Here is a 25012-nt window from a genome sequence, read left to right as displayed (position 1 = left end):
ATTTTCGATTTTTCTCGACACAACCGTTCCCGCACGCCCCGCGTCTTTCGTACGAGCGGACGCGTGCGGGCGTATCCAGGGGCGCGCGGGAGAAGGTGAAAACGACCCGCCACCGCCCGGGGTAACGGATCGTCAACGTGGCACCTCGGAGCGGGCGGTCAGCTCGCCCGCCAGTACCCGAGCGCATGGACGCGCTCCTTGGGGAGGGCGAGCTCCTTGCGGGCGTACGCGGCGAGGGTGCGGGTCGTGGCCGTGTCGCAGGCGATCCAGACGTACGAGGACGCGTCCGCGAGCTCGGGAAGCTCGGCCTTCACGCAGGCGACCAGGTCGGCGCCGCCGCCCTGGCGCGGGATCCGGCGCAGCTCGTGGTGGTCGGGGTCGAGCCGGACCGGCAGCTCGTCGTCGGAGGCGTGCTGCGTCTCGAACCAGACGGTGGCGGGGACCCCGGGGAGCGCGTCGAGCAGGGAGTTGACGGCCGGCAGGGAGGCGGGGTCGCCGACCACGAGCAGCCGCGCGGGAAGCGGGTCGGGCGCCTCGAAGCCGGTGCCCTGGAGCGTGGCCTCGACGGTGTCGCCGGGGGCGCAGGAGCGGGCCCAGCGGCTGGCGATGCCGTCATGGAGGGCGAATTCGAGACTGAAGGTGCCCGCGGTCGGGTCGGGGTCGACCAGGGTGTACGCGCGCTGGTGCGGCTTGCCCGCGTCGTCGAACCAGAGGCGCACCCACATCGTCGGGTGGATCCCGGCCGCGGCGAGCAGGCCGCCGTCCGTGAAGTGCACCCTGCGGTAGTCCTCGGTGACCTGCTCAACCCCCGTCACCGTGAACGTGAAGTCCTTGCCGCGGAACAGCTTGAGGACCGCCCCCTGCCAACCATGACCCACCGTGATCTCCTCCCCTGGACTCCTGTAGATTTACTTAGGTCAGCCTAACCTAAGGTTCTGTGCAAGAGACGGACGGGAGCGGGGTTCTTTCGTGAGCATCGAGGTCTACCGGGACGCCTGGGGCGTCCCCCATCTGCGCGCCACGGACCCGGAGGAACTCGCCTTCGCCCAGGGGCGGGTCACCGCCCGCGACCGCGCCTGGCAGCTGGAGGTCGAGCGCCACCGGGCCCAGGGCACCACGGCAGCCTTCCTCGGCGCCGCCGAACTCGGCTGGGACGCCTTCGCCCGGCGCGCCCGGCTCGCCGACACCGCCCGCCGCTGCCTCGAACGGCTCGACGCCACCGACGCGCCGACGGCCGCCTGGGTCCGGGCGTACGTGGACGGGGTCAACGACGGCCTGGCGGAAGGGGCCCGGCGCGCACCCGAGTTCGCGGAGACCGGCCTCGCGCCCGGGCGGTGGGAGCCGTGGACCCCGCTCGCCGTCTGGCTCTCCACCCACATCCTCTTCGCCGGCTTCCCCACCAAGCTGTGGCGGGAGCAGGTCGCCACGCGGCTCGGCGAGGAGTGGACGGAGCTCTTCGCGACGGACGGCCCCGGCACCGCGGGATCCAACGGCTGGGTGGTGTCCGGCGAGCGGACCGCGAGCGGCGCGGCCCTGGTGGCCGGCGACCCCCACCGGTTCATCGAGGCTCCGGGCGTCTACCAGCAGATCCGGCTCGCCTGCCCCGCGTACGACGTGGTGGGACTCGCCGTCCCCGGCGTCCCCGGGCTCGCCCACTTCGGCCACACCGGCTCGGTGGCCTGGGCCATCACCAACGCCATGGCCGACTACCAGGACCTGTACCGGGAGCGGCTCCGCCGGCTCCCCAGCGGCGGCGTCGAGGCCCTCGGCCCCGACGGGTGGCGCCCGGCGGCGGCGCACACGGAGACGATCGAGCTCGCGGACGGCGAGCCCGTCGTGATCGAGGTGATCGAGACGGACCGGGGCCCCGTGATCATCGGGGCGGACGGCGAGACCGGTTCCTCCGCCTGGGAGTCGGTGAGCCTGCGCTACCCGCCCCGGGTCACCGGCGAGCTCGGCTTCGGGACCCTGCCCGGGCTGCTGCGCGCCCGGACCGTCGCCGACGTCGACGCGGCCCTCGACGGCTGGGTCGAGCCCGTGAACGTCGTCCAGGCCGCCGACACCCGCGGCGGGCTGCTGCACCGGGTCGCCGGCCACGTACCCGTACGGGATCGGGCCAACTCGCTGCGTCTCGTGCCCGCCTGGGAGCCGGCGCACGACTGGGAGCCCGCGCCCGCGCCGCTGCCCCGCGCCGAGGTCCGCGGCCACGCCGTCATGGCCAACGCCCGGGGGCTCGCCGCGCCCCTCGGCGTCGAGTTCGCCCCGCCGCACCGGGCCGCCCGCATCGACGAGCTGCTCGGCGCCTCGGCGGAGTGGACCCCGGAGACGACGACCACCGTCCACACCGACACCGACAACCCCTCGGCCGCCCGCCTCCTCGCGGCCGTCCGGCAGGCGGCCGAGGGCCTCTCCCCGGCCGCGTCCGCCGTGCGCGAGCGGCTCCTCGGCTGGGACCGGCGGATGGCGGCGGAGAGCACCGACGCGGGCCTGTACGCGGCCGTGCGCGGGGCCGTGGTGCGGCGGCTCGCCGCGCACGAGGCCTTCGCGGCCCTGCGCGAACCCGCCCCGTACCCCGAGCTGTTCCGCCCCTGGCTGGCCCTCGGGCCCCGGGTCGCCTACGCCCTGGAGACCCTCCTCACCGCCGGTCCCGTGCCGGCCGGGGACGTCGACCGGATCGTGCGCGAGGCCCTGGAGGAGGTCGGCGCCGGTGAGCCGCCCGCCGCCTGGGGCGTGACCCACCGCCTCGCGCCCTGGCAGGCGCTCCCCGACGCCGACGACGCGCAGTGGCCGGGGCTCGCCGGCGACCACGACTGCGTCCTGTCCACGTCCAGCGTGCCCGGCTGGACCGACCGCAGCGCCCGCGCCTCCGCCGCCCGCTACGTCTGGGACCTCGCCGACCGCGAACGGAGCCGCTGGATCGTGCCGTTCGGGGCGTCCGGAGTGCCCGGCGACCCGCACCACCGCGACCAGCTCCCCCTGTGGCTGCGGGGCGAGCTCGCCCCCGTCACCACCGACTGGAACCGACTCACCGCAGAAGCAGAACACGAGGAAACCCGATGACCACCGCCACCACCGTGTACGAGCAGCCCGTCGAGGGCTTCGGCACCGTCCGTGTCGCCCCCGTCGACCCCGACCGGGACGCCCCCCTCATCCACGCCTGGGTGAACGAGGAGCGCGCCCGCTTCTGGGGCATGGGCGGGACCACCGTCGAGCAGGTGCGGGAGATCTACGCGCACCTCGACTCGCTGACCACGCACCACGGTTACCTGGTCAGCCGGGACGGGGAGCCGGTCGCGCTCTTCCAGACGTACGACCCCGAGGCCGACCGGATCAGCGAGTGCTACGAGGTCCTGCCGGGCGACATCGGCGTGCACCTGATGCTCGCGCCGAGCGCCTCCCCCGAGCCCGGCTTCTCCGGCCGGCTGCTCGGCGCCCTCGTCGACTTCTCGCTGCGCGACCGCACCCGGGTGGTCGTCGAGCCGGACGCCGCCAACGAGAAGGCGATCGCCCGGATGGTCCGCGTCGGCTTCGAGCTCGGCCCGGAGGTCGTGCTGCCCGAGGTGGACCTGCCGGAGGTCTTCATCCCGGAGAAGAAGGCGCGGCTCGCGTTCCTGACCCGCTGACCGGGCCGCCGGCCGGACCGGTGACCGGACCGGTGACCGGCCGGGTGGTCAGCCGGGCGGTCAGCCCACCACCCGGCCGTTGACGACGACCCGGCGCGGCGCCGCGAGGACGCGGACGTCCGCGCGCGGGTCCTCGCCGTAGACGACGAGGTCGGCCGGGGCGCCCTCCTCCAGGGAGGGGCGGCCGAGCCAGGCCCTGGCGCCCCAGGCGGTGGCCGAGAGCGCGTCGATCGGCGGGATGCCGGCCCGGGTCAGCTCCTCGACCTCCTCGGCGACGAGACCGTGGGCGAGGGAGCCGCCCGCGTCGGTACCGACGAAGACGGGGACGCCCGCGTCGAAGGCGGCGCGGACGGTGTCGTACCGCCGCTCGTACAGCCGGCGCATGTGGGCCGACCAGCGCGGGAACTTCTCCTGGCCGCCGTCCGCGAGGTGCGGGAAGGTCGCGATGTTCACCAGGGTCGGGACGATGGCGACGCCCCGCTCCGCGAAGAGCGGGATCGTGTCCTCGGTGAGGCCGGTGGCGTGCTCGATGCAGTCGATGCCCGCCTCGACGAGGTCCCGCAGCGAGTCCTCGGCGAAGCAGTGCGCGGTGACGCGGGCGCCGAGCCGGTGCGCCTCGGCGATGGCCGCCTCGACCTCGGTCCGCGGCCAGCAGGCCGTGAGGTCGCCCGCGTCGCGGTCGATCCAGTCGCCGACGAGCTTGACCCAGCCGTCGCCGCGCCGGGCCTCCCGGCCGACGTACGCGACGAGGTCGGCGGGCTCGATCTCGTGGGCGTAGTTGCGGATGTAGCGGCGGGTGCGGGCGATGTGCCGGCCGGCGCGGATGATCTTCGGGAGGTCCTCGCGCTCGTCGATCCAGCGGGTGTCGGAGGGCGAACCGGCGTCCCGGATCAGCAGGGTGCCCGCGTCCCGGTCGGTGAGGGCCTGCTTCTCGCTGGTGGCCTCGTCGACCGGGCCGTGCCGGTCGAGCCCGACGTGGCAGTGGGCGTCGACCAGGCCGGGCAGCGCCCAGCCCTCGACGGTGACCGCCTCGGCGGCGGGCCGGTCGTAGGTGATCCGCCCGTCGACGCACCAGAGTTCGTCCCGTACGTCCTCGGGGCCGACGAGCACCCGCCCCTTCACATGCAGCACCGCGTGATCGCTCATGTGTGCACTGTACGAGGGCGGGTGCCCGGGCCGGGACCCCTGATCGGGGGGGGTCACTCGTCGATCGCGCTCCCGTAGCGGGCGTCCGCGTAGGGCCCTCCGAAGGAGGCGACGCCGAAGCTCCACGAGCCGGTCGCGGTGAGTCCTCCCGTACGCGCGGGGAAGACCCAGACGTGTCCGTCCGCGGTGTTCTCGCCGGGGGCCGCCGCGAGCAGCGAGAAGCGGCCGTCGGCGTCGGGGTCGACGAGCCGGACCTGGCCGCCGAAGCGGTCGCCCCGCTCGACGCCGCCCGGCACGGAGGGCGAGTCCTGCGTGCAGGAGGCGGCGCCCGCACCGGTCAGTCCGCGGGCGGTGCCGCGCAGGACGGTGACCATGCCCGCGTCGGCGACGGTGCCGATGTCCTCGCCGGGGGCGCCGATCGCGAGGTCGGCGTAGCCGTCGCGGTTGGTGTCGCCGAGGGAGAGGTCGGCGCCCCAGCCGTCGCCGCGCTCGGAGACGCCCGGCACCCCGGCGGAGTTCTGGGTCCACCACTGCGGCGGGGTGCCGACGCCGGTGGCTCCGGCGAGCCCGCTCCGGCCGCCCCGGTAGACGCCGACGAGGCCGCCGGTCATGGACTCGCCGCCGTCGTCGGGGCTGTGCGGCTCGCCGGTGACGAGGTCGTCGTAGCCGTCGCCGTCGATGTCGCCGGAGGCGGTGACCGGGCCGCCGCGCAGGTCGCGCAGGTGGGTGAGGTAGTCGCTGTGTCCTGCGAGGTACCAGGACCAGCCGTGGCCGGGTTCGGCGCCCGTGGTGACTCCGCCGATCACCAGGTCCGCGTAGCCGTTCTTGTCGTAGTCGCCGGTGGTGACGGACTTCGCGACGAGGTCCCGGAGCGGCGCGGCGGCGCGCCCGCCGCTGCCCGCGAGGGCGGCACGGTTCAGCGGCTCGGCGCTGTGCGCGCGGGGACCGGTGGCGGTGCGCCGCTCGCCCGGCCGGGCCGCCGCGCCGAAGAGATGGCGCTCCGCGGCCCGGCGGTCGAGCACGATGAGCTGGTCCCCGGACGTCTCGGCGGTGAACCGCGCGGCGCCGAGGGCGGAGCCGAAGCGGTTGCCCGCCACCGGGCCGAGCAGGCTGTCGACCCAGCGGCTGTCGGTGCCGACGAGCCCGTGCGGGGAGCCCCAGAGGACGATCACTCCGCCGGCGTCCGCGCGGGTGCCGATGTCCTCGCCGGGGGCGCCGATGACGGCGTCGTCGTAGCCGTCGCCGTCGAGGTCGCCGGTGGCGACGGCGGCGCCGAAGGAGTCGCCCGCCTCGGCGCCGCCGGGCACCCCGCGGGTGTCCTGGCTGACGATCGTGGCGGCGCGGGTGCCGATGCCGTTCGGCGAGCCGTACTGGACGGTGACGAGTCCGGCGCCCCGCTTGCCGCCGACGGTGGCGCCGGGGGCTCCGACGAGGACGTCGTCGAAGCCGTCGCCGTCGAAGTCGTGGTTGCGGTCGTCGGCGCGGGTGCCGCCGGACACGCCGGCCCAGGCGGCGGGAGCGGTCGCGATGCCCGCGCCGGCGAGGAGGAGGAGCGTCGCCGCGGCGAGGGCGGCGGATCGGTGCTTGCGCATGGAGCGTCTCCTGGAATGGGAGGGTTCCGGGCGGCTGCGGGGGTGTGCCGGACGGGGCCCGTGCCCGGTCCGTCGTCCTGTTGGACACCTGATATCCCTTGACGGTTGCATGGGAACGAAGATCCCTTTTGTACAGGTGGGCCAAGGAGTCGCGGGGCCGTCCGTCGGTACCCTGATCGGGAGTTCCGCCCGCACCGCACCGAGTCGAAGAAGGCACCGCCGTGACCGTGACACATCCGCTCCTGGACCTGGCCCCGCTGACCGCCGCGCATTTCGCGTCGATCGAGCGGCGGGTGGCCGCGCTGCTCTCCACCGAGCAGGACGTGGTGATCACCCAGGGCGAGGCGCTGCTCCCCCTGGAGGGGTGCATCCGCAGCGGGGCGCGGGCCGGTTCGACCGCGCTGAACGTCGTCACCGGTCCGTACGGGCAGACCTTCGGCAACTGGCTGCGGGACTGCGGGGCGACCGTGGTCGACCTGGAGGTGCCCTTCCACACGGCGGTGACGGCCGCGCAGGTGGAGCAGGCGCTCGCCGAGCACCCGGAGATCGACTTCGTGTCGCTCGTCCACGCGGAGGCGGCGACCGGGAACACCAACCCGGTCGCGGAGATCGGCGAGGTCGTCCGGGCGCACGGCGCGCTGTTCTACCTGGACGCGGTGGCGTCGATCGGCGCGGAGCCGGTGCTGCCGGACGCGTGGGGCGTGGACATGTGCATCATCGGCGCGCAGAAGGCGATGGGCGGTCCCGCGGGCGTGTCGGCGGTCTCGGTGAGCGCGCGGGCCTGGGAGCGGTTCGCCGCGAACCCGGCGGCGCCGCGCCGCTCGTACCTCTCGCTCCTGGACTGGAAGGAGCGGTGGATCGACGGCGGCCGGAAGGCGCTGCTGCACGCTCCGGCGCAGCTGGAGATGCTGGCCCTGGAGGCCTGTGTGGAGCGGATCGAGGCGGAGGGTCTGGACGCGCTGATGGCCCGGCACGCCTCGGCCGCGGCGGCGACCCGGGCGGGCGCGCTCGCCCTGGGCGGCGGGCTCGAGCCGTATGTGTACGAGGCGAAGGACGCGGCCCCGGTCGCGACGACGCTGCGCGTGCCGGAGGGCGTGGACGCCTCGGAGCTGGTGGCGAAGGCGCTGGCCGCCGACCCGTCGCTGCCGCTGATCGCGGGCGGCGGTGCGCTGGCCCAGGAGATGATCCGGGTCAACCACTACGGGGTGGACGCGACGCCGGGCGCCGTGCAGTCCTCGCTGGCGGCGCTGGGCGCGGCGCTCGGCGACACGGGCCGCGCGGTGGATCTGGAGGGCGCGCGGCGCGCGGTCACGGAGGCCTGGAAGTAGGACGTACGAGGGAGGGGCGGGGTCCGGTGCCGGACCCCGCCCCTTTCGCGTACCCCTGACAGCGCATGCGGTGCTTACAGCGCGGGGTAGTCGGTGTAGCCGCGGTGGTCGCCGCCGAAGTAGGTGGCGGTGTCCGGGGTGTTGTACGGGCCGCCGGCCTTGAGGCGCGCGGGCAGGTCGGGGTTGGCGAGGAACAGCGCCCCGTACGCGACGAGGTCGGCGGTGCCGTCCTCGATGAGGGCCAGGGCGTCGGGCCCGGTCGGTCCCTCGGTGGACGGGTTCAGGATGAAGGTGCCGGAGAAGGCCTTGCGCAGGGCGAGGGTCAGCTCGCGGACCTCGGGCACGGGCTCCGTGACGTGCAGGTAGGCGATGCCGATCGGGTCGATCGCCTCGACGAGGGCGGGGTAGATCTCGGCGGTGTCGGTCTCGGCGATGTCGTTGTAGGTGTTGGCCGGGGAGAGGCGCAGGCCGGTGCGCTCGGGCCCGATCTCGGCGGCGACGGCCTTGACGACCTCGACGGCGAAGCGGATGCGGTCCTCGACCGGGCCGCCCCACTCGTCGGTGCGCAGGTTGGAGTTGGTGGAGAGGAACTGCTGGATCAGGTAGCCGTTGGCGCCGTGGATCTCGACGCCGTCGAAGCCGGCCTCGACCGCGTTGCGGGCGGCGGTGGCGAAGCCGGCGATCGTCTCGCGTACCTCGTCGGCGGTGAGTTCGCGCGGGGCGACGAAGTCGATGAGCCCGGAGCCGGCGAAGAGCTGTCCGGCGGGGGCGACCGCGGAGGGGCCGACGGGGTGGCGGCCGTCGCCGAGGACCTCGGGGTGGCTGATCCGGCCGGCGTGCATCAGCTGGACGAAGATCCGGCCGCCGCGCTCGTGGACGCCGTCGGTGACCTCGCGCCAGGCGGCGATCTGCTCGTCACTGTGCAGGCCGGGGGTGTTGGGGTAGCCCTGGCCGATGGCGGTGGGCTGGGCGCCCTCGGTGATGATGAGGCCGGCGGAGGCGCGCTGGGCGTAGTACTCGGCGACGAGCGCGGTGGGGGTGCGGGTGTCGCCCGCGGCCCGGCTGCGGGTCATGGGGGCCATGGCGATGCGGTTGGCGAGACGGGTGCCGGCGAGGTCGACGGGGTCGAAGGCAGTGGTCATGGCGGTTCCCTCACATCATTATGTGGTCGGCCAACTAATTGGGCCGTTGTCACTGTAACCCATTCATTGGCCGACCAAGGTAATCTTGTGGGAAAGCCGTCCCGAGGAGCCTCCATGCAAGGAACCGACCCCGTCTGTACCGAGTCGGTGCCGTCCGCCGCCCGCGGTGGGCCCGTCAGCATCGCCCTGGCGCGGGTGGCCCGGATGCACCGGATCGCCGCAGGACGGCGGCTCAAGGACCTCGGCCTCTACCCGGGCCAGGAGATGATGATGATGCGGCTCTGGGACTGCGGACCGGTCCGCCAGTCCGAGCTGATCCAGTCCCTCGGCCTCGACGCCTCGACGGTGACCAAGATGCTCCAGCGCCTGGAGCAGTGCGGCCACGTCCGCCGCCGCCCGGACCCCGCCGACCGGCGCGCGGTCCTGGTCGAGCCGACGGAGGACGGGCGGGCCCTGCGCGCCGGCGTCGAGGGCGTCTGGTCGGACCTGGAGAACCTCTCCCTGAACGGGCTCGGCCCGGACGACCGGGCCGAGCTGGCCCGGCTGCTCGGTCTCGTGTCGGAGAACCTGCGCGAGGAGGCGGGCGAGGAGGGCGCCTGCCCGCCGCTGCCGGGCGGCTGCTGACACCCCCCTGGGGGACGGGTCCGGCTCAGCCCGCGAGGACGTCCAGGACGCGGTCGACGTCCGCCGCCGTGTTGTAGAGGTGGAACGACGCCCGCAGGTTGCCCGCGCGGGAGGAGAGCAGCACGTCGGCTTCGCGGAGCGCGTCCGCCCGGTCGCCGAGGCCGGGGACGGCGACGACCGTCGAGTCGTCCATGACCGGCGCGTGGCCGAGCTCGACGAGTCCGGCACGGAAGCGGGCCGCGAGCCCCTTGTTGTGCGCCTCGATGCGGTCGATGCCGATCTCTTCGAGCAGCGCGAGCGAGCGGGCCGCCCCGTGGTACGAGAAGAAGGCCACGGGCTCGTCGAAGCGGCGTGCGGAGCGGGCCAGTTCGCGGACCGGGCCGTAGCTGTTCACCCAGAGCTCCTCGCCCGTGACCCAGTTGGCGTGGATCGCGAGCAGCGAGTCCTGCGCCTCCTCGGTGACAGTGAGGAAGGACGCCCCGCGCGGGCAGAGCAGGTACTTGTAGGCGCCGGTGACCGTGTAGTCCCACTCCCCCGCGTGCAGCGGCAGCCAGCCGGCCGACTGCGTGGCGTCCAGGAGCGTGCGGGCGCCGTGGGCCGCCGCCGCGGCCCGTACCGCCGCGAAGTCGGCCGTGCGGCCGTCCGCCGACTGGACGGCCGAGAAGGCGACGAGCGCGGTCTCGGGGCGCACGGACTCGGCGAGCTGCTCCAGGGGCACGAAGCGGGTCTTGAGGTCGCCGCGGATCGTGAACGGGGTGATGACGGAGGAGAAGTCGCCCTCGGGAAAGAGGATCTCGGAGCCCGCGGGCATCGACTGGGCGATCATGCCGCAGTGCACGGCGACGGAGCTGCCGACGGAGACGCGCTCGTGCGGGACGTGGGCGAGCCGCGCGAAGGCCGCCCGGGCCTCGTCGACGATCGCGAAGCTGCCCGCGCCGTCGGAACGGCCGTCGGCGGTCTCCTCGGCGAGGAGCGTCACGGCGTCGATGGTCCGGCGGGGCAGCAACCCGCAGGCGGAGGTGTTCAGATAGGTCTTCTTGGGCGCGAACTCGGCGCCGCCGAGCGGCTGGTCCAGGGAATCCATGACCCCACCCTGGAGTCCCCGCGATCACCCGTCAATGGCGATATGACCGCGGGGAACCCCCAAGTCGCGCTTATCTTCGCAGGTCAGAGCGATTGAGACCGCTGGAGCCCGAATGCGGCCATCAGGCCTGCGGGACCTCGCAGCCGTCCGGGCCACACGCCTCGGCGTCGGCGTCGGCGCCGACCGGCTGGAGGGCGCGGCCCTGCCAGGCCTGCTCCAGCGCCTGGGTGAAGACCTCGGCGGGCTGGCCGCCGGAGACGCCGTAGCGGCGGTCGAGGACGAAGAACGGCACGCTGTTGGCGCCGAGTTCGGCGGCCTCGCGCTCGTCCTCGCGTACGGCGTCGGCGTAGGCCGACTCGTCGGCGAGGACGGCCCGGACCTCGGCCTCGTCGAGACCGGCCTCGACGCCGAGCGCCACCAGGGTCTCGGCGTCGAAGACGGAGCGCTCCTCGGCGAAGTTGGCGCGGTAGGCCAGGTCGAGCAGCTCGCTCTGGCGGCCGCGCTCCTTGGCGAGGTGGAGCAGCCGGTGGATATCGAAGGTGTTGCCGTGGTCGCGGCCGTCGACGCGGTAGCCGAGGCCCTCGGCGTGCGCGTTCGTGGCGACGTGCGCCTCCATGGCGCGGGCCTCGTCGAGGGTCCGGCCGTACTTCTTCGCCAGCATCTCCAGGACCGGGCCCGAGTCGCCCTTGGGGCGGTGCGGGTCGAGCTCGAAGGAGCGGTGCACGACCTCGACGTCATCCCGGTGGGCGAAGGCCTCGAGGCCCTTCTCGAAGCGGGCCTTTCCGACATAGCACCAGGGGCACGAGATGTCGGACCAGATTTCGACGCGCATGGGACTTCTCTCCGAGGGGTTGCCGGTGCGGGTGTTCGTCGAGGGAACGCCCCCACCGGTCCGGTTCATTCCGTTTCCGGACCGAGTGTGAGCCGGAGCACGAGGTGGTCGCCGGAGCGCGGGGAGTCCGGGTCGGGGGTCCAGCCGTGGGCCGCGTAGAAGGCCTGGGCTCGTTCGTTCTTCTCGAAGACCTCCAGGGTGGCGGTGGTCGCTCCGGCGGCCCGCCAGGCGTCGACGCAGGCCGCGTGGAGGGCGCCGCCGACGCCCTTGCGCCACAGGGCGGGGGCCACGTGCAGCTGGGTGAGGAACATGACGCCGTCGCGCTCGCCGTAGGCGGCGATCCCGGCAAGCTCACCGCCCTCGCCGCCCTCGCCGTCGATCTCGGCGCACAGCACGGCCCCGCGCTCGATCGCACCCGCCCAGCCGGTCCGGGTGCGGGCCAGCTCCTCGGGGCCCGCGTAGGCGGACTCGGGAAGGTGGCCGCGGTAGTAGGTGGCCCGGGCCTCGGCGTGGAGGGCGGTGACGGCGTCGAGATCGGCGGAGGTCGCGTATCGGATCATGAACCTTCAGGACGCGGCGGGGCGGGTCCCGGTTCCGTACGGACCCTGGCTCTGCACGGGGACGGTCAGGCGGCTGAAGGAGGACCGGTAGGCGCTCGGGGTGAGGCCGGTGCGGCGCAGGAGGTGCTGGCGGAGCGAGTCGCCCGTGCCGAGGCCGCTCGCGCGGGCCACCTGTTCCATGCCGAGCGAGGTGGTCTCCAGGAGCTCCTTGGCGCGCTCGACGCGCTGGTGGAGCAGCCATTGGAGCGGGCTGACCCCCGTTTCGGCGTGGAAGCGGCGCGAGAGGGTGCGGACGGAGGTCCCGGCGTGCCGGGCGAGGTCGGTGAGGGTGAGCGGTTCGTCGAGGTGCCCCATGGCCCACGCGCGGGTGTCGGCGAAGGAGATTCCGCGCTCGGGCGGCAGCGGGGTCTGGGTGAACTGGGTCTGGCCGCCGGGCCGTACGGGTGCGACGAGGGCGAGGCGGGCGACGGTGTTGGCGACGGCGGCGCCGTGGTCGGTGCGGATGACGTGGAGGCAGAGGTCGATGCCCGCCGCGTATCCGGAGGAGGTGAGGAGGGGGCCGTCCTGGACGAAGAGGACGTCGCCCTGGAGGTCGACGGCCGGGTGCCGGTCGGCGAGTTGTTCCCGGTACGCCCAGTAGGTCGTCGCCGCCCGGCCGTCGAGCAGCCCGGCCTCGGCGAGCGCGAACGCGCCGGTGCAGATGGAGGCGATCCGCTTGCCCGCCGCGGCGGCGCGGCGCAGCACGTCGAGGATGCGGGGGTCGGGGTCCGTGTACGAGCCGCTGCCCGCGAGGACCACGGTGTCGGCGGCGTCCACGGCGTCGAGGCCGTGCGGGACGAGCAGGTCGAGGCCGCCGGTGGTGGTGACCGGTCCGGGGTCGGGGGCGCAGATGACCGTCTCGTACCCCGGCCCGCCGTCGATCTCGACCTTCCCGAACAGCATCTCGGGGATGGCCAGGTTGAACATCGAGACGGGCGGCGCGGCGATCACGGCGACGCGCTGAACGCGCGGGGCACGGGACGGGGCCGGGGTGGCGTGCGGGGCACGGGACGGGGCCGGGGTGGCGTGCGCGTCGGGCACGATCGGCATGGCCAGAACCTCCGGGCATATGGCATTCGGGCCACTACTCTACGTCCGCGCCGGTCACGAAGGTGGGGACATGTCATCGAACGATCTCGTCGAAGTCCCCTCCGTACGGCGGGAGACGCCCTCCCGAACCCCCTCCCCGACCCCGGCCCTCGCCGCCGCGACCCTCGGTTTCGCCCTCATCACCCTCGACACCTCGGTGGTCAACGTCGCCCTCCCGGCGATCGGCGCCGACCTGGGCACGGGCATGACCGGTCTCCAGTGGGTGGTCGACGCGTACACGCTGGTCTTCGCGGCGCTCCTGCTGTCCAGCGGGGCGCTCGCCGACCGGGTCGGGGCGGGCAGGGCGTACGGGATCGGGGTCGTCGTCTTCACCCTGGCCTCGGCCGCCTGCGGTCTCGCCCCCGGCCTCCCCTCGCTGCTCGTCGCCCGGGCGGTGCAGGGCGCGGCGGCGGCCGTGATGCTGCCGGCCTCGCTCGCCCTGGTGCGCGAGGCGTACGGCGATCCGGGGCGGCGGGCCCGGGCGGTGTCGCTGTGGGCGGCGGGCGGGACGGTCGCGGTGGCGCTCGGCCCGGTCGTCGGCGGGGCGCTGACGACCGCCTGGAGCTGGCGCGGGATCTTCTTCGTCAACCTGCCGCTCGGGCTCCTCGCGCTGGCCCTGCTGACCCGGGTGGTGCGCTCGGAGCGGCGGCCCGCGCCGCTGGACCTGCCGGGGCAGCTGACGGCGATGACGGCGGTCGGCGCGCTGACCTTCGCGGCCATCGAGGGTGGCACGGAGGCCCGTTGGGCGCTGGTGGTGGCGGTCGTCGCCCTGGCCGCGTTCCTGCTGATCGAGGCGCGGCGGCGCCATCCGATGGTGCCGCTGGGGCTGTTCCGGAACAGGACGGTGGCGGTGGCGGTGACGGCGGGCGCTGCGAACAGCGTGGCCTTCTACGGGATGATCTTCGTCTTCAGCCTCTTCTTCCAGCAGGTGCTCGGTCTCTCGGCGCTGGGCGCGGGGCTGATGTTCCTGCCGATGACGGGGCTGCTCGCCGGGGTGAACCTCCTGTCGGCGAAGGCCGCCGCCCGGTACGGGGCGCGGCTGCCGATCGTGGTGGGCCAGGTGGTCGCGGTGGCCGGCCTGCTCGGCCTGCTCGCGGTGGACGCGGACACCCCACGGGTCACGCAGGCCCTGCTCCTCGTCCCGCTCGCCCTGGGCGCGGGCTTCTCGCTGCCGCCGCTGATCGCCTCGATGATGGAGGCGGTGCCGGCGGAGCGCGCGGGTACGGCGGCGGGCCTGCTCAACGCGATCCGGCAGACGGCGGGCGCGCTCGCCATCGCCGTCTTCGGCTCACTGGCTGCCCACGACACGGCCGGCATGGCGTCGGCCCTGCGGTCGAGCCTCCTGATCAGCGCGGGCCTGCTGACCCTGACGGCCCTTGCCTCACTGGGCCTGCCGGGCCGCCGGGCACCGGACGCCGGCCGATAAGAGCAGGCCCCGGCACCCGCCTCACCCCTAACCTGGGCATCCACATCGGCGTTGCCGTCGCCTGGCGATGCCTCTCCGCCTGCGGGCCGGACCACCTACGCCGGCAGAGCCGGCCGCCGCACAAACACCGCACCGCACCGGGGGAACCATGAAGCTGCCCGTCGTCGTCCACCGGGCCCGTTGGGGAGCCGACGAGTTCAGAGTCATCCGGCCCGCCCAGCCGTTGACCCGGGCCGTGCTCATCGACCACGACCGATACCTGAACGCCCACCTGGACCAGGAGGCCGCCCGCAGCATCGCCGTGCTGTGGATGCTCGCGGCACGCTCGCCCCGCTCGCTGATCCACGTGCCCATGCGGGCCAACCACCCACCGGCCCGGGACATGTCGGACCACGCGGGCGCCCTGCTCGACCTCGTACTCCTGCACCATTCCCTGCAGTTCGCCCCCTCACGCTGGAAGGAGCTGCGAGGCCGCCTCGGTCCGGGCCGCCCCCAGACGGTGAGCCTGCCCGAGGCGAAAGACGACGACCTCGCGGGGACCGACTACGCGGGACGTCACTACCGCGAGAACCGCGACCTGTTCCACCAGCACCTTCATGCCGACACCCTGTTCATGACCGGCAGCGCGAAGGTGTTCCGCGAGACCGCGCAGCACTTCCTCGATGTCGCCCGCGAGGGACCGGTTTACACCCAGGTCCACCCCCGCTACCCGCACTACTGCGCAGAGCTGCACTCGACCGACGGCACCCTCGGCAACGCCCGTGAGATGCACATCGAGTACTGCGACCAGTGGGGCTCGTGAGCTGAGAGCGCCCGGGATCGGCCGGGCCTCCGACGGCCCGGCCGGTCGCGCTCCGGAGCTGGGTCAGCGCCTCGGCACCCCCAGCGGATTGCCGTCGCGGAGCTCCGGCGGGAGCAGGTGGTCCGGGGTCGACTGGTAGGTGACCGGGCGGAGCCAGCGCTCGATCGCGGTCGCGCCGACCGAGGTGCTGGTGGAGGTGGTGGCCGGGTAGGGGCCGCCGTGGTGCTGGGCGGCGGCGACGGCGACCCCGGTGGGCCAGCCGTTGACGAGGACGCGGCCCGCCAGCGGGGTGAGTTCGGCGAGGAGCGGGGCCGCGTCGCCGTCCTCGTCCCGCTCGGCGATGTGCAGGGTGGCGGTGAGGTTGCCGGGCAGGAGGCCGAGGACCGCGGTGACCTCCTCGCGGGAGGAGTAGCGGGCGACGACGGTGACCGGTCCGAAGCACTCCTCCAGGAGGAGGTGGTGGTCGGTGGCCGCTGCCCCGGTGAGCCGGTCGGCGTCGACGGCGAGGACTCCGGCGCTGACCGTGTGCTCACCGCCCGCGCCGGGGGTGACGGGGGTCCGGACCCCGTCGAGCGCGCCGCGCTCGGCGACCCCGGTGACGAAGGCGTCCCGCATGCGGTGGTCGAGCATCACGGCCGGTTCGGTCTCGCTGACGCCGGCGGTGAGCGCGGCGAGGAAGCGGTCGCCGTCCTCGCCCCGGGGGGCCAGGACGAATCCGGGCTTGGTGCAGAACTGGCCCGCGCCGAGGGTCATGGAGCCGGCCAGGCCGGCCCCGATCTCCTCGGCGCGCTCCCCGGCGGCGGCCGGGGTGATCACGACCGGGTTGAGGGAGCCGAGTTCGCCGTGGAAGGGGATGGGTACGGCGCGGGCGGCGGCGGCGTCGAAGAGCGCGCGTCCGCCGCGTACCGAACCGGTGAAGCCCGCCGCCGCGACGAGCGGGTGGCGGACGAGCTCCACGCCCGCGTCGAAGCCGTGGACGAGGACGACGACGTCCTCGGGGAGGCCTTCCTTGGCGGCGGCCCGGCGCAGCAGGGCGGCGCAGAGCTCGGAGGTGGCGGGGTGGTCGGGGTGGGCCTTGACCACCACGGGGCAGCCGGCCGCGAGGGCGCTCGCGGTGTCGCCGCCGGGGACGGAGAAGGCGAGCGGGAAGTTGCTCGCGGCGTAGACGGCGACGACGCCGAGCGGGATCTTCCAGCGGCGCATGTCCGATCGGGGCGGGGTGGCGTCCGGGTCGGGCAGGTCGATCCGGATGTCGAGGAAGGAGCCCTCCTCGACGACCTCGGCGAAGGACCGCAACTGCGCGGTGGTCCGGGCGAGTTCGCCGGTGAGCCGGACGGGCCCGAGGGCGGTCTCGGCGTCGGCGGCCTCGATGACGTGCGCGCGCGCCTCGTCGAGGAGGTCGGCGGCGGTACGGAGGAAGGCGGCCCGCACCGTGCGGTCGGCGAGCGCGGCGCGGGCGCCGTGCGCGGCCCGGACGGCCCGGTCGACCTCCTCGGCTGTGGCCTCCACCGCAACCTGCTCGCGTGACTTCCCCGTCCGGGGGTCCACACTCCACACTGGTTCTGCCGCCACCGCCACGCCCCTGTTCGCTATTCTGAACGCCGTTCCCGTAGATGAACGCGTCTGCGAGGGACTCTATTGACGGCCCGGCCGTCTCCACAAGGGGTTCCGCCCGGCACGAGGGGCCCGCTCGGCCAGGGCGGCCGGGGCGGGCCGGGGCGGCCACCGGGACGACCGGACAACGGAAAAGGGGCGAGGGTCATGGCGACTGCCGACGCGGGTGGGGCGCAGGTGAAGTCCGCGGTGCGGACCGTGGAGCTGCTGGAGTACTTCGCCGGCCGGCCCGGCATGCACTCGCTCGCCGCCGTCCAGGAGGCCGTCGGCTACCCCAAGTCCAGCCTCTACATGCTGCTGCGCACGCTGGTCGAGCTGGGCTGGGTGGAGACGGACGCCACCGGCACGCGGTACGGCATCGGAGTGCGGGCGCTGCTCGTCGGCACCTCGTACATCGACGGCGACGAGGTCGTGGCCGCCGCCCGGCCGACGCTCGACCGGCTCTCCGACGACACCACCGAGACGATCCACCTCGCGCGGCTCGACGGCACCAACGTGGTCTATCTGGCGACCCGCCAGTCCCAGCACTACCTGCGGCCGTTCACCCGGGTCGGGCGCCGGCTGCCCGCGCACTCGACCTCGCTCGGCAAGGCGCTGCTCGCCACCCACACCGACGAGCAGGTGCGCAAGCTGCTCCCCGAGACCCTGCCGGCCCTGACCGAGCACACGATCACCGACCGCGAGAAGCTCATCGAGGAGCTGCACGTCATCCGCGAGCAGGGCTTCTCGGTGGACCGCGAGGAGAACACGCTCGGGCTGCGCTGCTTCGGGATCGCGATCCCCTACCGGACCCCGGCGCGGGACGCCATCAGCTGCTCGGTGCCGGTGGCGCGGCTCACCCCGGCCCACGAGCAGATGATCAAGGACGCGCTCTTCGACGCGCGGGACCGGCTGACGCTGGCGACCCGCCGCCTCTGAGCCCTCGGGTCACCCCCGGTCGGCGAGCGCCTTCTGCCACACCGGGCTGTCCACGTAGTGGTTGTCGTACTGCTCCGAGGACGCCTTGATCTCCTCGAAGCTCGCCTCGCCGCGCATGACGCGGCCGAGGAGGCGCAGGTAGTCGAAGCGGGCCATGCCGGGCGTGAAGACGAAGAGGACGTCGGCCTCGGCGCCGGGCGCCGCCGCGAAGGCGTGCGGGGTGTGCGGCGGGACCAGGAGGAAGTCGCCCTGCTCCAGGACGGTCAGCTCCTCGTCGACGAGGACCTGGAGCGAGCCGCCGAGGACGAAGAACATCTCCGAGGCCTTGGTGTGGAAGTGCGCCGGGGCGCCGACCGCGCCCTTCGCGAACGAGGAGCGGTAGCTCGTGAGCTGTCCGCCGGTGGTGTCGGAGTCGGCGAGGAGCGTCATCACGCTGCTCGGGTCGGCGGTGGTCTCGGCGGTGGCGGCGCGGGTCAGGAGCGGGGCGAAAGTCGCGTTCTCGTTCATGATCACTACTCTAGAGGCCCATTGACCCCGATAAAGGGGTCAATCGATCATGAGAATCATGGGTCAATTCCGGGCTCTGCCGATCCGCGGCCGGGGGCGGGTCGGAGGGGCCTCTCCCCCGCGCGGCGGAGACGGTTCACCACACGGCACGACGTGGCACCGGCGCCCCGCGCGGGAGCGTGGAGCCATGACATCGACCGCGCACTCCCTCACGCCGGCGCCCTCCGCCGCGCACCACCCCTCCCTCCTCCGCCGGGTGCTGCGCGTCCTCGCGATCGTCGCCTGCCTCCCCTACATCTCGCTCAAGGTCGTCTGGGTGGCCGGCGGCGAGATCGGCATCCCGGCCGGGAGCGCGCTCCTGGAGCACAGGACGCTGCTCGCCGTCGCCAACTCGATCTCGGTCCTCGCCGACGCCGCCGTCATCGTCCTCGCCCTGCTGCTCACACAGGCGTGGGGCCTGCGCGTACGGGCCTGGCTGCTCGCCTTCCCCATGTGGGCGGCGACCGGGCTGCTCGCCCCGATCATGGCCGGTTACCCGGCGCAGCTCGTGATCGCGCTGATCACCGGCGACGACCGGGCCGCCGCGCCCAGCGAGCCCTTCCTGGACGACTGGGTCTTCGCCGTCGTCTACGGCGGCTTCATCCTCCAGGGCCTCTCCCTCGGCGCCCTCTTCGTCCTGTACGCACGGGACCGCTGGGGCCACGTCTGGCGCGGCCGGCTCGGCGAGGTGTCGGCCCGTACGTCCGGGCCCGGCGTCCGGGCCGCCGCCCTGGCCGGCGCCGTGGCCGCGCTCGTCCCCGCGGCGGTCGAGCTGCTCTGGCTCTCCGGCTCGACCGCGGGCCTCTCCGCCCAGCGGGCCGCCGAACGGGACAGCGACTTCTACGTCCTGACCGCCATCCAGCTCGCCTTCCTCGTCGCCGCCGTCGTCGTCACCCTCTTCCTCGTGCTGCGACGGCCCGCAGGGCTGGGGGTCCGGCCGGTCCTCGCCGTGGCCTGGGTGTCCACCGGCGCGGTGGGCTGCTGGGGCGCGTACATGTCGCTCGTCTCGCTCCAGCCGGAGGCGGATGTCCTCAAGCAGGTCACGACCCTCGCACGGCTGTCCTACGCTGGCGAGATGATCACCGGGTTCCTGCTGGCCGCGTGCGTGGCCGTCTTCCTGCGGCGGCGGAGCGCCGAGGCGTGAGGCGGTGCGCGGTCGCCCTCTTCGGGCAGCGGGCCAGGCTGCGCTGGCTCCATCTGATCCTGGGCGGCGCGCTGTTCATGCCGTACTGGCTGGTCGGGACCGTCGTCCTGGCGTTCTTCGTCGACTCCGCGGGGATGTTCTCGGGCAGTCTCGCCGTGCAGCTCGGGGCGTACGCGGTGGGGCTGCCGCTCGCCGCGGTCACCGCGCTCTTCCCGCTGGCCCGGCCGATGTCGGTGGCGGTGGCGCGGGCGCTGTGCGGGGTGCCGGCGGAGGGGCTCGCGGACGGACCGGCCCGCGGCCGGGACGCGAAGGCCCGAACGGTCGGCTGGTTCACGCTGCACGTGGGCGCGGGCGCGCTGATCAGCGGGGCGTCCCTGGCCCTGCCGCCGTTCGCGGTGTCGGTGGCGGCGCTGCCGTTCTCGCCGGCCCTCCGGGAATCGGAGCTCGGCCGGTACTGGGGACTCGACGAACCCTGGCTGATCTCGGCGGCGCTCCCGGCGGGACTCCTGATGCTGCTCGCGCTCGCCGCCACCGCCGCCGCGACCGGGGCCCTGCTCGCCCACCAGGCGCCCCGGCTGCTCGGGCCGAGCCCCGCGGACCGGCTCGCGGCGGCCGAGCGGCGCGCGGCGGAGGCGGAGTCGCGCAACCGGCTCGCCCGCGAGCTGCACGACTCGGTCGGCCACGCGCTGAGCGCGGTCACCCTCCAGGCGGGCGCGGCCCGCCGGGTCCTCGACACGGGCGCCGCTGCCGACCTGGACTTCGTCAAGGAGGCGCTGACCGCGATCGAGGAGACCACCCGGCGCACGGTCGGGGAGCTGGACTGGGTCCTCGGCCTGCTGCGGCGCGGCGACGAGGTCGAGGAAGGCGTGGGCCCGGGGCTCGACGCCCTGGAGTCCCTCGTGCGGGGCGCGGGACCGCGGGTGGCGCTGACGGTGGGCGGGGACCTCGCCCCCGTACCGGAGGCGCTGTCGCGGGAGGCGTACCGGATCGTCCAGGAGGGGCTGACGAACGCGGCCCGGCACGCGGGCGGCACGCCCGTCACCGTACGGCTCGACGCCCGTACCGAGGAGTTGGAGATCGTCATGGAGAACCCCCTGCCCGAGCGGCCCCCGGTCGCCCGCCCGCACGGCGGGCGCGGCCTGCGCGGGGTCGGCGAACGGGCCCAACTGTTCGGCGGCAGCGCCGAGGCGGGCCCGGTGGACGGCCTGTGGCGCCTCGCGGTGAGGATCCCCCGGTGAGCGCGGCGAACCCTTCCGTGACCAGGGTGGTCCTCGCCGACGACGAGCGCATGGTGCGGACGGCCCTGCGGGTCATCCTGGACGCGGAGCCCGACCTGGAGGTCGTCGGCGAGGCCGCCACGGGCGCCGAGGCCGTGTCGGTGGTGCGGGCGGAGCGGCCGGACGTCGTGCTGATGGACGTCCGCATGCCCGAGATCGACGGCATCCGGGCCACCGAGCAGATCCTCGGGGGCATGGCGGAGCCGCCAAGGATCGTGGTCGTGACGACCTTCGAGAACGACTCCTATGTGTACGACGCGCTGCGCGTCGGCGCGGCGGGCTTCCTGCTGAAGCGGGCGGCGGCGGAGGAGCTGGTGGGCGCGGTCCGGCTGGTCGCGCGGAGCGACTCGCTGCTCTATCCGGCGGCGGTGCGGGGCCTGGCCGCCGAGCACGCCCGGCGCGCTCCGGCGGCGGCGCCCTGGGTGGCGCGGCTGACCGAGCGGGAGGCGGAGGTGCTGCGGCACGTGGCGACGGGCCTGACGAACGCCGAGATCGCCGAGCGGATCGGCGTCGGCCCGGCGACGGTCAAGTCGCACGTGGCGGCGGTCCTGGCGAAGCTGGGCGCCCGGGACCGGACGCAGGCGGTGATCCTCGCGTACGAGTCGGGGTTCGTGCGGACGTGATGACGGGCCGGGTCCCGGCGGGCCCGGGGAGCCCGCCGCCCGCCGGGATGAAGGTTCGCTGAGAAACCGAACACATCCGGAACGGCGTCCACCGCCCCGTTCGTCCCCCTTAGTGCGATGAACAAGACGATCAGGCACACGTCGGTCTTCGTCCTGGTCCTGGTGCTCGCCCTCCTCGGGCGGGCCACCTGGGTGCAGGCATACGAAGGCAAGGCGCTCGCGGACGACTCGAAGAACCGGCGGAAGACCATCGCGCAGTACGCGCAGCCGCTCGGCAACATCGTCGTGGCCGGTTCTCCGGTCACCGGCTCGAAGAAGACGGAGGGAGGCGATCTCGCGTACAAGCGCACCTACACGGACGGCGAGCTGTACGCGGCGGTCACCGGCTACAGCTCGCAGGCCTACGGCGCCACGCAGCTGGAGGGCATCTACAGCGACGTCCTCGACGGCACCGCCGACCGGCTGAAGAACCCGGTGGACGCCGTCACGCGCAAGCAGCAGGAGCCGGGGACGGTCGTCACCACGATCGACCCGGCCGTGCAGAAGGCCGGCTACGAGGCGCTCGGCGACACGAAGGGCGCGGCGGTCGCCGTCGACCCCGCCACCGGCCGGATCCTCGGCATGGTGTCCACCCCGTCGTACGACCCGTCGAAGATCGCCGGGACGGCGGACGGCGACGCCTGGCAGAAGCTGATGGGCGACGAGGACAAGCCGCTGGTCAACCGGGCCCTGCGCCAGCCGCTCCCGCCCGGCTCCACCTTCAAGCTGGTCGTCGCGGCGGCCGCCCTGGAGGACGGTCTGTACGGCTCGGTGGACACGGCGACGAAGAGCCCCGACCCGTACACCCTGCCGAACACCCGGACCGTGCTGAAGAACGAGAACGCCTCCGCGCCCTGCGAGAACGCCACGATCCGCACCGCGCTCCGCTACTCCTGCAACAACGTCTTCGCCAAGATGGCCGCCGACCTGGGGCAGGACAAGGTGAAGGCGATGGCGGAGAAGTTCGGCTTCAACGACGCCGAGCTGGACGTCCCGGTCCGCGCGTACGAAAGCGTGTACCCGTCGGGCATGGACTCCGCGCAGACGGCGCTGACCGGCATCGGGCAGTTCGACGTGACCGCCACCCCGCTCCAGATGGCCATGGTCTCGGCCGCGATCGCCAACGACGGCCTCCTGGCGGCCCCGCACATGGTCTCCGAGGTCGTCGACTCCGACGGCGACGCCCTGACCTCCTTCGACGACGGGGACACCACGCGGATCGTCTCCTCCTCGACGGCGGAGCAGCTGCGCAGCGCGATGCGGACGGTCGTGGAGAAGGGCACCGGCACCAACGCGGCGATCGCCGGGGCCGAGGTCGGCGGCAAGACGGGCACGGCGCAGCACGGCGAGAACAACAGCAAGACGCCGTACGCCTGGTTCACCTCCTACGCGAAGGACCCCTCGACCGGGAAGCAGGTCGCCGTCGCGGTGATGATCGAGGACTCGGGCGCGGCCCGCTCCGAGGTCAGCGGCAACGGCCTGGCGGCGCCGGTGGCGCAGAAGATGATGGCGGCGGCGCTGAAGTGAGGTGACGGGGGCCCGGTCCGGACGAAGTGGTCCCGGCCGTCGCCGGTCGGGTGCGACATCCCGCCGGGGCCGGGGCCCGATTGGCTCCCGGCCCCCGTCACGCGATATGCAGGGGCACGCTCGCGACCGAGCGCGCATTCGAATGACCGAGCCTGCATCACCTCGCGGAGGACCGCCGTGCGCCTGCCCCGTTCCCTTTCCGGCTGGACCATGGCGGTCTTCGGCGTACTCGCCGCCGCGCTCGGGGTGGTGGGCCTGATCGCCCCGGACGCCCTGCTCACGGTCATGGGCTTCGATCCGGTGCCCGAGGGCGGGCGGGCGGACGGCGACCACACCCTCGTCTTCCTCACGGCCTCCTCGATGGCCGCGCTCAACATGGGCGTCTACTACGTCCTGGCCGCGCTCGCCGACTGGAAGCCCTTCTTCCGCTGGACGGTCCCCTTCCGGCTCCTCACCTGCGCGGTCTTCACCCTCGCCGTCCTCACCGGCCGCGCCCCGGCCGGCTTCCTCGGCGTGGGCCTGTGGGAGGGGCTCGGCGCCGTGGTGACGGGGGCCGCGCTGCGGTACGAGAAGCGGGGCGGCTCCGGGGCGGTGAGCGGCTCCGGGACCGTGACCGGGCTCCGGGACACGCCCTAGACTCCGGGACGCCTCCAGGCTCCGGGGCGCCTTTCCCTAGGGCAGGTGACCGATCCCCGAGGGCCTCCTCAGAGGTCAGGATCCGGCCATGCGTTGGTATCTGACAGGCATCGTCGTGTCCGGATTCGGTACGACGGCCATGTGGCTGGTCTCCGGGATCTGGGTCAAGTCCCTCACGGGTTCGGACAGTCTGGCGGCGCTCGCCGCCTTCGCCCTGTGGGCGCCCGTCCTCCTCGGGCCGCTGCTCGGCACGCTCGCGGACCGGGTGCGGCGGCGGCCCCTCCTCGTCGTCCTGAACACCGCGATGGCGCTCCTGCTGCCCGTGCTCCTGTGGGTGGAGTCGGCGGACCGGGTCTGGCTGCTGTTCGCGGTGCTCGTGCTGTACGGCGCCCAGGGAGCCGTCCACGAGGCCGCCGAGCAGGCGCTCGTGGCAACGACGCTCGACGCGCGGCGGCTCGGCACCTTCAACGGGCTCCGGATGACCGCGAACGAGTCGATGAAGCTCATCGCCCCGCTCGTGGCCGCGGGGCTCTTCGCACGCTACGGGGGCGGCCCGGTCGCCCTCCTCGACGCGGCGAGCTTCGCGCTCGCGGCGGCGCTGTTCGCGCTGATGCCGGTCCGGGAGGAGCGCCCCGCGCGGGCATCGAAGCGGCACTGGTGGCGGGAGACGGCAGAAGGCGTACGGCTGCTGCGGTCCTCGTCCGTGCTGCGGCCGCTGGTGGCGACGGGCGGGTTCGCGATGCTGCTCGCCGGGGTGAACGGGGCGGCGATCTACGCGGTCGTGGACAGCGGGCTCGGGCGCTCCCCCGCGTACGCCGGTGTGCTGTACGCGGTCCAGGGCGCGGGCTCGGTCCTCGCGGGCCTGCTCACGGGCCCGCTGCTGCGCCGGGTCCCGGAGCGGGTGCTCGCCGCCGCCGGACTCGTGCTGTTCGCGGTGGCGGTGGGCGTGCGGGCGCTGCCGTACGGGGCGACGGCCCTGGCGGCGAGCGCGGTGATCGGCCTGGGGCTGCCGTGGGTCCTCGTCGCCACGATGACGGCGGTCCAGCGGGAGGCCCCGGCGGAGGCGGTGGGCCGGGTGGCGGCGACCGCGAACACCCTGATCTTCGCCCCGAACGCGCTGGCCATCGCGCTCGGTGCCGGCCTGGTCGCGGTGGTCGACGTCCGGGTCCTGCTGCCGGTCCTGGCGGTGGCGGGCACGGTCTGGGCCGCCGGACTCGCGCTCAGGGGCGCGGGGCGGGGCGAGGGCCGGAGCGGAGACCCGGCGGAGGCTCGGGCAGGGGCCGGGACGGAGACCTGAGCGAGGGCGTGAGCGGACAGCGGGGCGGGGGCCTCGGCGAGGACCCGGCCGGCGGGCTCGCAGTGCGGGGCGGGCAGGGGGCGGGGAGCATGGAGGGAGGCGCG

At 74.2% G+C, this 25012-nt stretch carries 23 protein-coding genes; 13 read left to right on the top strand and 10 right to left on the bottom strand.

From position 1 onward, the window contains the following. Positions 1-158: 158 nt before the first annotated feature. Positions 159-878 (bottom strand): siderophore-interacting protein, encoded by a 720-nt coding sequence (locus ASC82_RS13130; protein ID WP_056646143.1) that lies wholly within the window; start codon positions 876-878, stop codon positions 159-161. A 91-nt stretch (positions 879-969) separates the two neighbouring features. Here ASC82_RS13130 and ASC82_RS13125 point away from each other — a divergent pair, with 91 nt between their 5' ends. Then, positions 970-3060, top strand: a complete 2091-nt coding sequence (locus ASC82_RS13125; protein WP_056646140.1) for a penicillin acylase family protein — start codon at positions 970-972, stop codon at positions 3058-3060. Next, the gene (locus ASC82_RS13120) at positions 3057-3623 is read left to right on the top strand and encodes a GNAT family N-acetyltransferase (protein WP_056646137.1); all 567 of its coding nucleotides are present in this window, start codon (positions 3057-3059) and stop codon (positions 3621-3623) included. The genes ASC82_RS13125 and ASC82_RS13120 overlap by 4 nt, the downstream gene beginning before the upstream one ends. A gap of 60 nt (positions 3624-3683) precedes the next feature. Here the strand turns inward: ASC82_RS13120 and ASC82_RS13115 are convergent, their stop codons facing one another. Beyond that, the gene (locus ASC82_RS13115) at positions 3684-4769 is read right to left on the bottom strand and encodes an amidohydrolase family protein (RefSeq protein ID WP_056646133.1); all 1086 of its coding nucleotides are present in this window, start codon (positions 4767-4769) and stop codon (positions 3684-3686) included. A gap of 53 nt (positions 4770-4822) precedes the next feature. After that, positions 4823-6361, bottom strand: coding sequence for an FG-GAP repeat protein (locus tag ASC82_RS13110; protein WP_056646130.1), 1539 nt, complete (start codon positions 6359-6361; stop codon positions 4823-4825). A gap of 227 nt (positions 6362-6588) precedes the next feature. Here ASC82_RS13110 and ASC82_RS13105 point away from each other — a divergent pair, with 227 nt between their 5' ends. Further along, positions 6589-7689: an aminotransferase class V-fold PLP-dependent enzyme gene (locus tag ASC82_RS13105; RefSeq protein ID WP_056646431.1), complete on the top strand. Its 1101-nt coding sequence runs from the start codon at positions 6589-6591 to the stop codon at positions 7687-7689. Between the two features lie 74 nt (positions 7690-7763). Here the strand turns inward: ASC82_RS13105 and ASC82_RS13100 are convergent, their stop codons facing one another. Beyond that, positions 7764-8831: an alkene reductase gene (locus tag ASC82_RS13100; RefSeq protein ID WP_056646127.1), complete on the bottom strand. Its 1068-nt coding sequence runs from the start codon at positions 8829-8831 to the stop codon at positions 7764-7766. A 114-nt stretch (positions 8832-8945) separates the two neighbouring features. Between ASC82_RS13100 and ASC82_RS13095 the strand changes: the two genes are divergently transcribed. Further along, positions 8946-9455, top strand: a complete 510-nt coding sequence (locus ASC82_RS13095; protein WP_056646125.1) for a MarR family winged helix-turn-helix transcriptional regulator — start codon at positions 8946-8948, stop codon at positions 9453-9455. Positions 9456-9480: 25 nt separating this feature from the next. Here ASC82_RS13095 and ASC82_RS13090 read toward each other — a convergent pair whose 3' ends face one another. From ASC82_RS13090 to ASC82_RS13075, 4 genes are all read right to left on the bottom strand, one after another. Next, positions 9481-10539 (bottom strand): aminotransferase class V-fold PLP-dependent enzyme, encoded by a 1059-nt coding sequence (locus ASC82_RS13090; RefSeq protein ID WP_024761140.1) that lies wholly within the window; start codon positions 10537-10539, stop codon positions 9481-9483. A 121-nt stretch (positions 10540-10660) separates the two neighbouring features. Further along, positions 10661-11371: a DsbA family oxidoreductase gene (locus ASC82_RS13085; protein ID WP_056646122.1), complete on the bottom strand. Its 711-nt coding sequence runs from the start codon at positions 11369-11371 to the stop codon at positions 10661-10663. 65 nt (positions 11372-11436) lie between these two features. Continuing rightward, on the bottom strand, positions 11437-11931 hold the full coding sequence (locus ASC82_RS13080) for a GNAT family N-acetyltransferase (RefSeq protein ID WP_056646119.1): 495 nt from the start codon (positions 11929-11931) through the stop codon (positions 11437-11439). A gap of 6 nt (positions 11932-11937) precedes the next feature. Next, on the bottom strand, positions 11938-12897 hold the full coding sequence (locus ASC82_RS13075; RefSeq protein WP_056646428.1) for a helix-turn-helix domain-containing protein: 960 nt from the start codon (positions 12895-12897) through the stop codon (positions 11938-11940). A 193-nt stretch (positions 12898-13090) separates the two neighbouring features. On the opposite strand from ASC82_RS13075, the gene ASC82_RS13070 reads away from it, so the two are divergent. Continuing rightward, positions 13091-14485 carry an MFS transporter gene (locus ASC82_RS13070; protein WP_056646117.1) on the top strand — a complete coding sequence of 465 codons (1395 nt, stop codon included), beginning with the start codon at positions 13091-13093 and terminating at the stop codon, positions 14483-14485. A gap of 148 nt (positions 14486-14633) precedes the next feature. Beyond that, the gene (locus tag ASC82_RS13065; protein ID WP_056646114.1) at positions 14634-15287 is read left to right on the top strand and encodes a hypothetical protein; all 654 of its coding nucleotides are present in this window, start codon (positions 14634-14636) and stop codon (positions 15285-15287) included. Between the two features lie 63 nt (positions 15288-15350). Here the strand turns inward: ASC82_RS13065 and ASC82_RS13060 are convergent, their stop codons facing one another. Further along, the gene (locus ASC82_RS13060; protein WP_199862528.1) at positions 15351-16844 is read right to left on the bottom strand and encodes an aldehyde dehydrogenase (NADP(+)); all 1494 of its coding nucleotides are present in this window, start codon (positions 16842-16844) and stop codon (positions 15351-15353) included. 204 nt (positions 16845-17048) lie between these two features. On the opposite strand from ASC82_RS13060, the gene ASC82_RS13055 reads away from it, so the two are divergent. Next, entirely contained in the window at positions 17049-17819 is a 771-nt protein-coding gene (locus ASC82_RS13055) for an IclR family transcriptional regulator (RefSeq protein WP_024761148.1), read from the top strand. Between the two features lie 9 nt (positions 17820-17828). Here the strand turns inward: ASC82_RS13055 and ASC82_RS13050 are convergent, their stop codons facing one another. After that, positions 17829-18326 (bottom strand): cupin domain-containing protein, encoded by a 498-nt coding sequence (locus ASC82_RS13050; protein ID WP_056646424.1) that lies wholly within the window; start codon positions 18324-18326, stop codon positions 17829-17831. A 187-nt stretch (positions 18327-18513) separates the two neighbouring features. On the opposite strand from ASC82_RS13050, the gene ASC82_RS13045 reads away from it, so the two are divergent. From ASC82_RS13045 to ASC82_RS13020, 6 genes are all read left to right on the top strand, one after another. Continuing rightward, positions 18514-19509, top strand: coding sequence for a hypothetical protein (locus ASC82_RS13045; protein ID WP_079039227.1), 996 nt, complete (start codon positions 18514-18516; stop codon positions 19507-19509). Further along, complete coding sequence (locus ASC82_RS13040; protein ID WP_056646108.1) at positions 19506-20747, top strand: histidine kinase; 1242 nt, start codon at positions 19506-19508, stop codon at positions 20745-20747. Before ASC82_RS13045 ends, ASC82_RS13040 begins: the two co-directional genes overlap by 4 nt. Next, positions 20744-21409 carry a response regulator transcription factor gene (locus ASC82_RS13035; protein ID WP_277914784.1) on the top strand — a complete coding sequence of 222 codons (666 nt, stop codon included), beginning with the start codon at positions 20744-20746 and terminating at the stop codon, positions 21407-21409. The genes ASC82_RS13040 and ASC82_RS13035 overlap by 4 nt, the downstream gene beginning before the upstream one ends. A gap of 117 nt (positions 21410-21526) precedes the next feature. Continuing rightward, complete coding sequence (locus ASC82_RS13030; protein WP_056646105.1) at positions 21527-22975, top strand: penicillin-binding transpeptidase domain-containing protein; 1449 nt, start codon at positions 21527-21529, stop codon at positions 22973-22975. A gap of 210 nt (positions 22976-23185) precedes the next feature. Next, positions 23186-23611 (top strand): hypothetical protein, encoded by a 426-nt coding sequence (locus ASC82_RS13025; protein WP_056646415.1) that lies wholly within the window; start codon positions 23186-23188, stop codon positions 23609-23611. 88 nt (positions 23612-23699) lie between these two features. Then, positions 23700-24908, top strand: a complete 1209-nt coding sequence (locus ASC82_RS13020; RefSeq protein WP_056646102.1) for an MFS transporter — start codon at positions 23700-23702, stop codon at positions 24906-24908. The last annotated feature ends 104 nt before the right edge of the window (positions 24909-25012 follow it).

Source organism: Streptomyces sp. Root431, assembly GCF_001426585.1.
GTDB classification, from domain to species: domain Bacteria; phylum Actinomycetota; class Actinomycetes; order Streptomycetales; family Streptomycetaceae; genus Streptomyces; species Streptomyces stackebrandtii.
The sequence above is the reverse complement of the archived record's forward strand: the minus strand, read 5'-3'. Positions and strand labels throughout refer to the sequence as shown.

Coding starts and splice junctions, on each gene's coding strand:
- ASC82_RS13120 (WP_056646137.1), top strand. CDS start 3,057: ATGACCACCGCCACCACCGTGTACGAGCAGCCCGTCGAGGGCTTCGGC.
- ASC82_RS13115 (WP_056646133.1), bottom strand. CDS start 4,769: ATGAGCGATCACGCGGTGCTGCATGTGAAGGGGCGGGTGCTCGTCGGC.
- ASC82_RS13110 (WP_056646130.1), bottom strand. CDS start 6,361: ATGCGCAAGCACCGATCCGCCGCCCTCGCCGCGGCGACGCTCCTCCTC.
- ASC82_RS13100 (WP_056646127.1), bottom strand. CDS start 8,831: ATGACCACTGCCTTCGACCCCGTCGACCTCGCCGGCACCCGTCTCGCC.
- ASC82_RS13095 (WP_056646125.1), top strand. CDS start 8,946: ATGCAAGGAACCGACCCCGTCTGTACCGAGTCGGTGCCGTCCGCCGCC.
- ASC82_RS13090 (WP_024761140.1), bottom strand. CDS start 10,539: ATGGATTCCCTGGACCAGCCGCTCGGCGGCGCCGAGTTCGCGCCCAAG.
- ASC82_RS13085 (WP_056646122.1), bottom strand. CDS start 11,371: ATGCGCGTCGAAATCTGGTCCGACATCTCGTGCCCCTGGTGCTATGTC.
- ASC82_RS13080 (WP_056646119.1), bottom strand. CDS start 11,931: ATGATCCGATACGCGACCTCCGCCGATCTCGACGCCGTCACCGCCCTC.
- ASC82_RS13075 (WP_056646428.1), bottom strand. CDS start 12,897: ATGTTCAACCTGGCCATCCCCGAGATGCTGTTCGGGAAGGTCGAGATC.
- ASC82_RS13070 (WP_056646117.1), top strand. CDS start 13,091: ATGTCATCGAACGATCTCGTCGAAGTCCCCTCCGTACGGCGGGAGACG.
- ASC82_RS13065 (WP_056646114.1), top strand. CDS start 14,634: ATGAAGCTGCCCGTCGTCGTCCACCGGGCCCGTTGGGGAGCCGACGAG.
- ASC82_RS13055 (WP_024761148.1), top strand. CDS start 17,049: ATGGCGACTGCCGACGCGGGTGGGGCGCAGGTGAAGTCCGCGGTGCGG.
- ASC82_RS13050 (WP_056646424.1), bottom strand. CDS start 18,326: ATGAACGAGAACGCGACTTTCGCCCCGCTCCTGACCCGCGCCGCCACC.
- ASC82_RS13045 (WP_079039227.1), top strand. CDS start 18,514: ATGACATCGACCGCGCACTCCCTCACGCCGGCGCCCTCCGCCGCGCAC.
- ASC82_RS13030 (WP_056646105.1), top strand. CDS start 21,527: ATGAACAAGACGATCAGGCACACGTCGGTCTTCGTCCTGGTCCTGGTG.
- ASC82_RS13025 (WP_056646415.1), top strand. CDS start 23,186: ATGGCGGTCTTCGGCGTACTCGCCGCCGCGCTCGGGGTGGTGGGCCTG.
- ASC82_RS13020 (WP_056646102.1), top strand. CDS start 23,700: ATGCGTTGGTATCTGACAGGCATCGTCGTGTCCGGATTCGGTACGACG.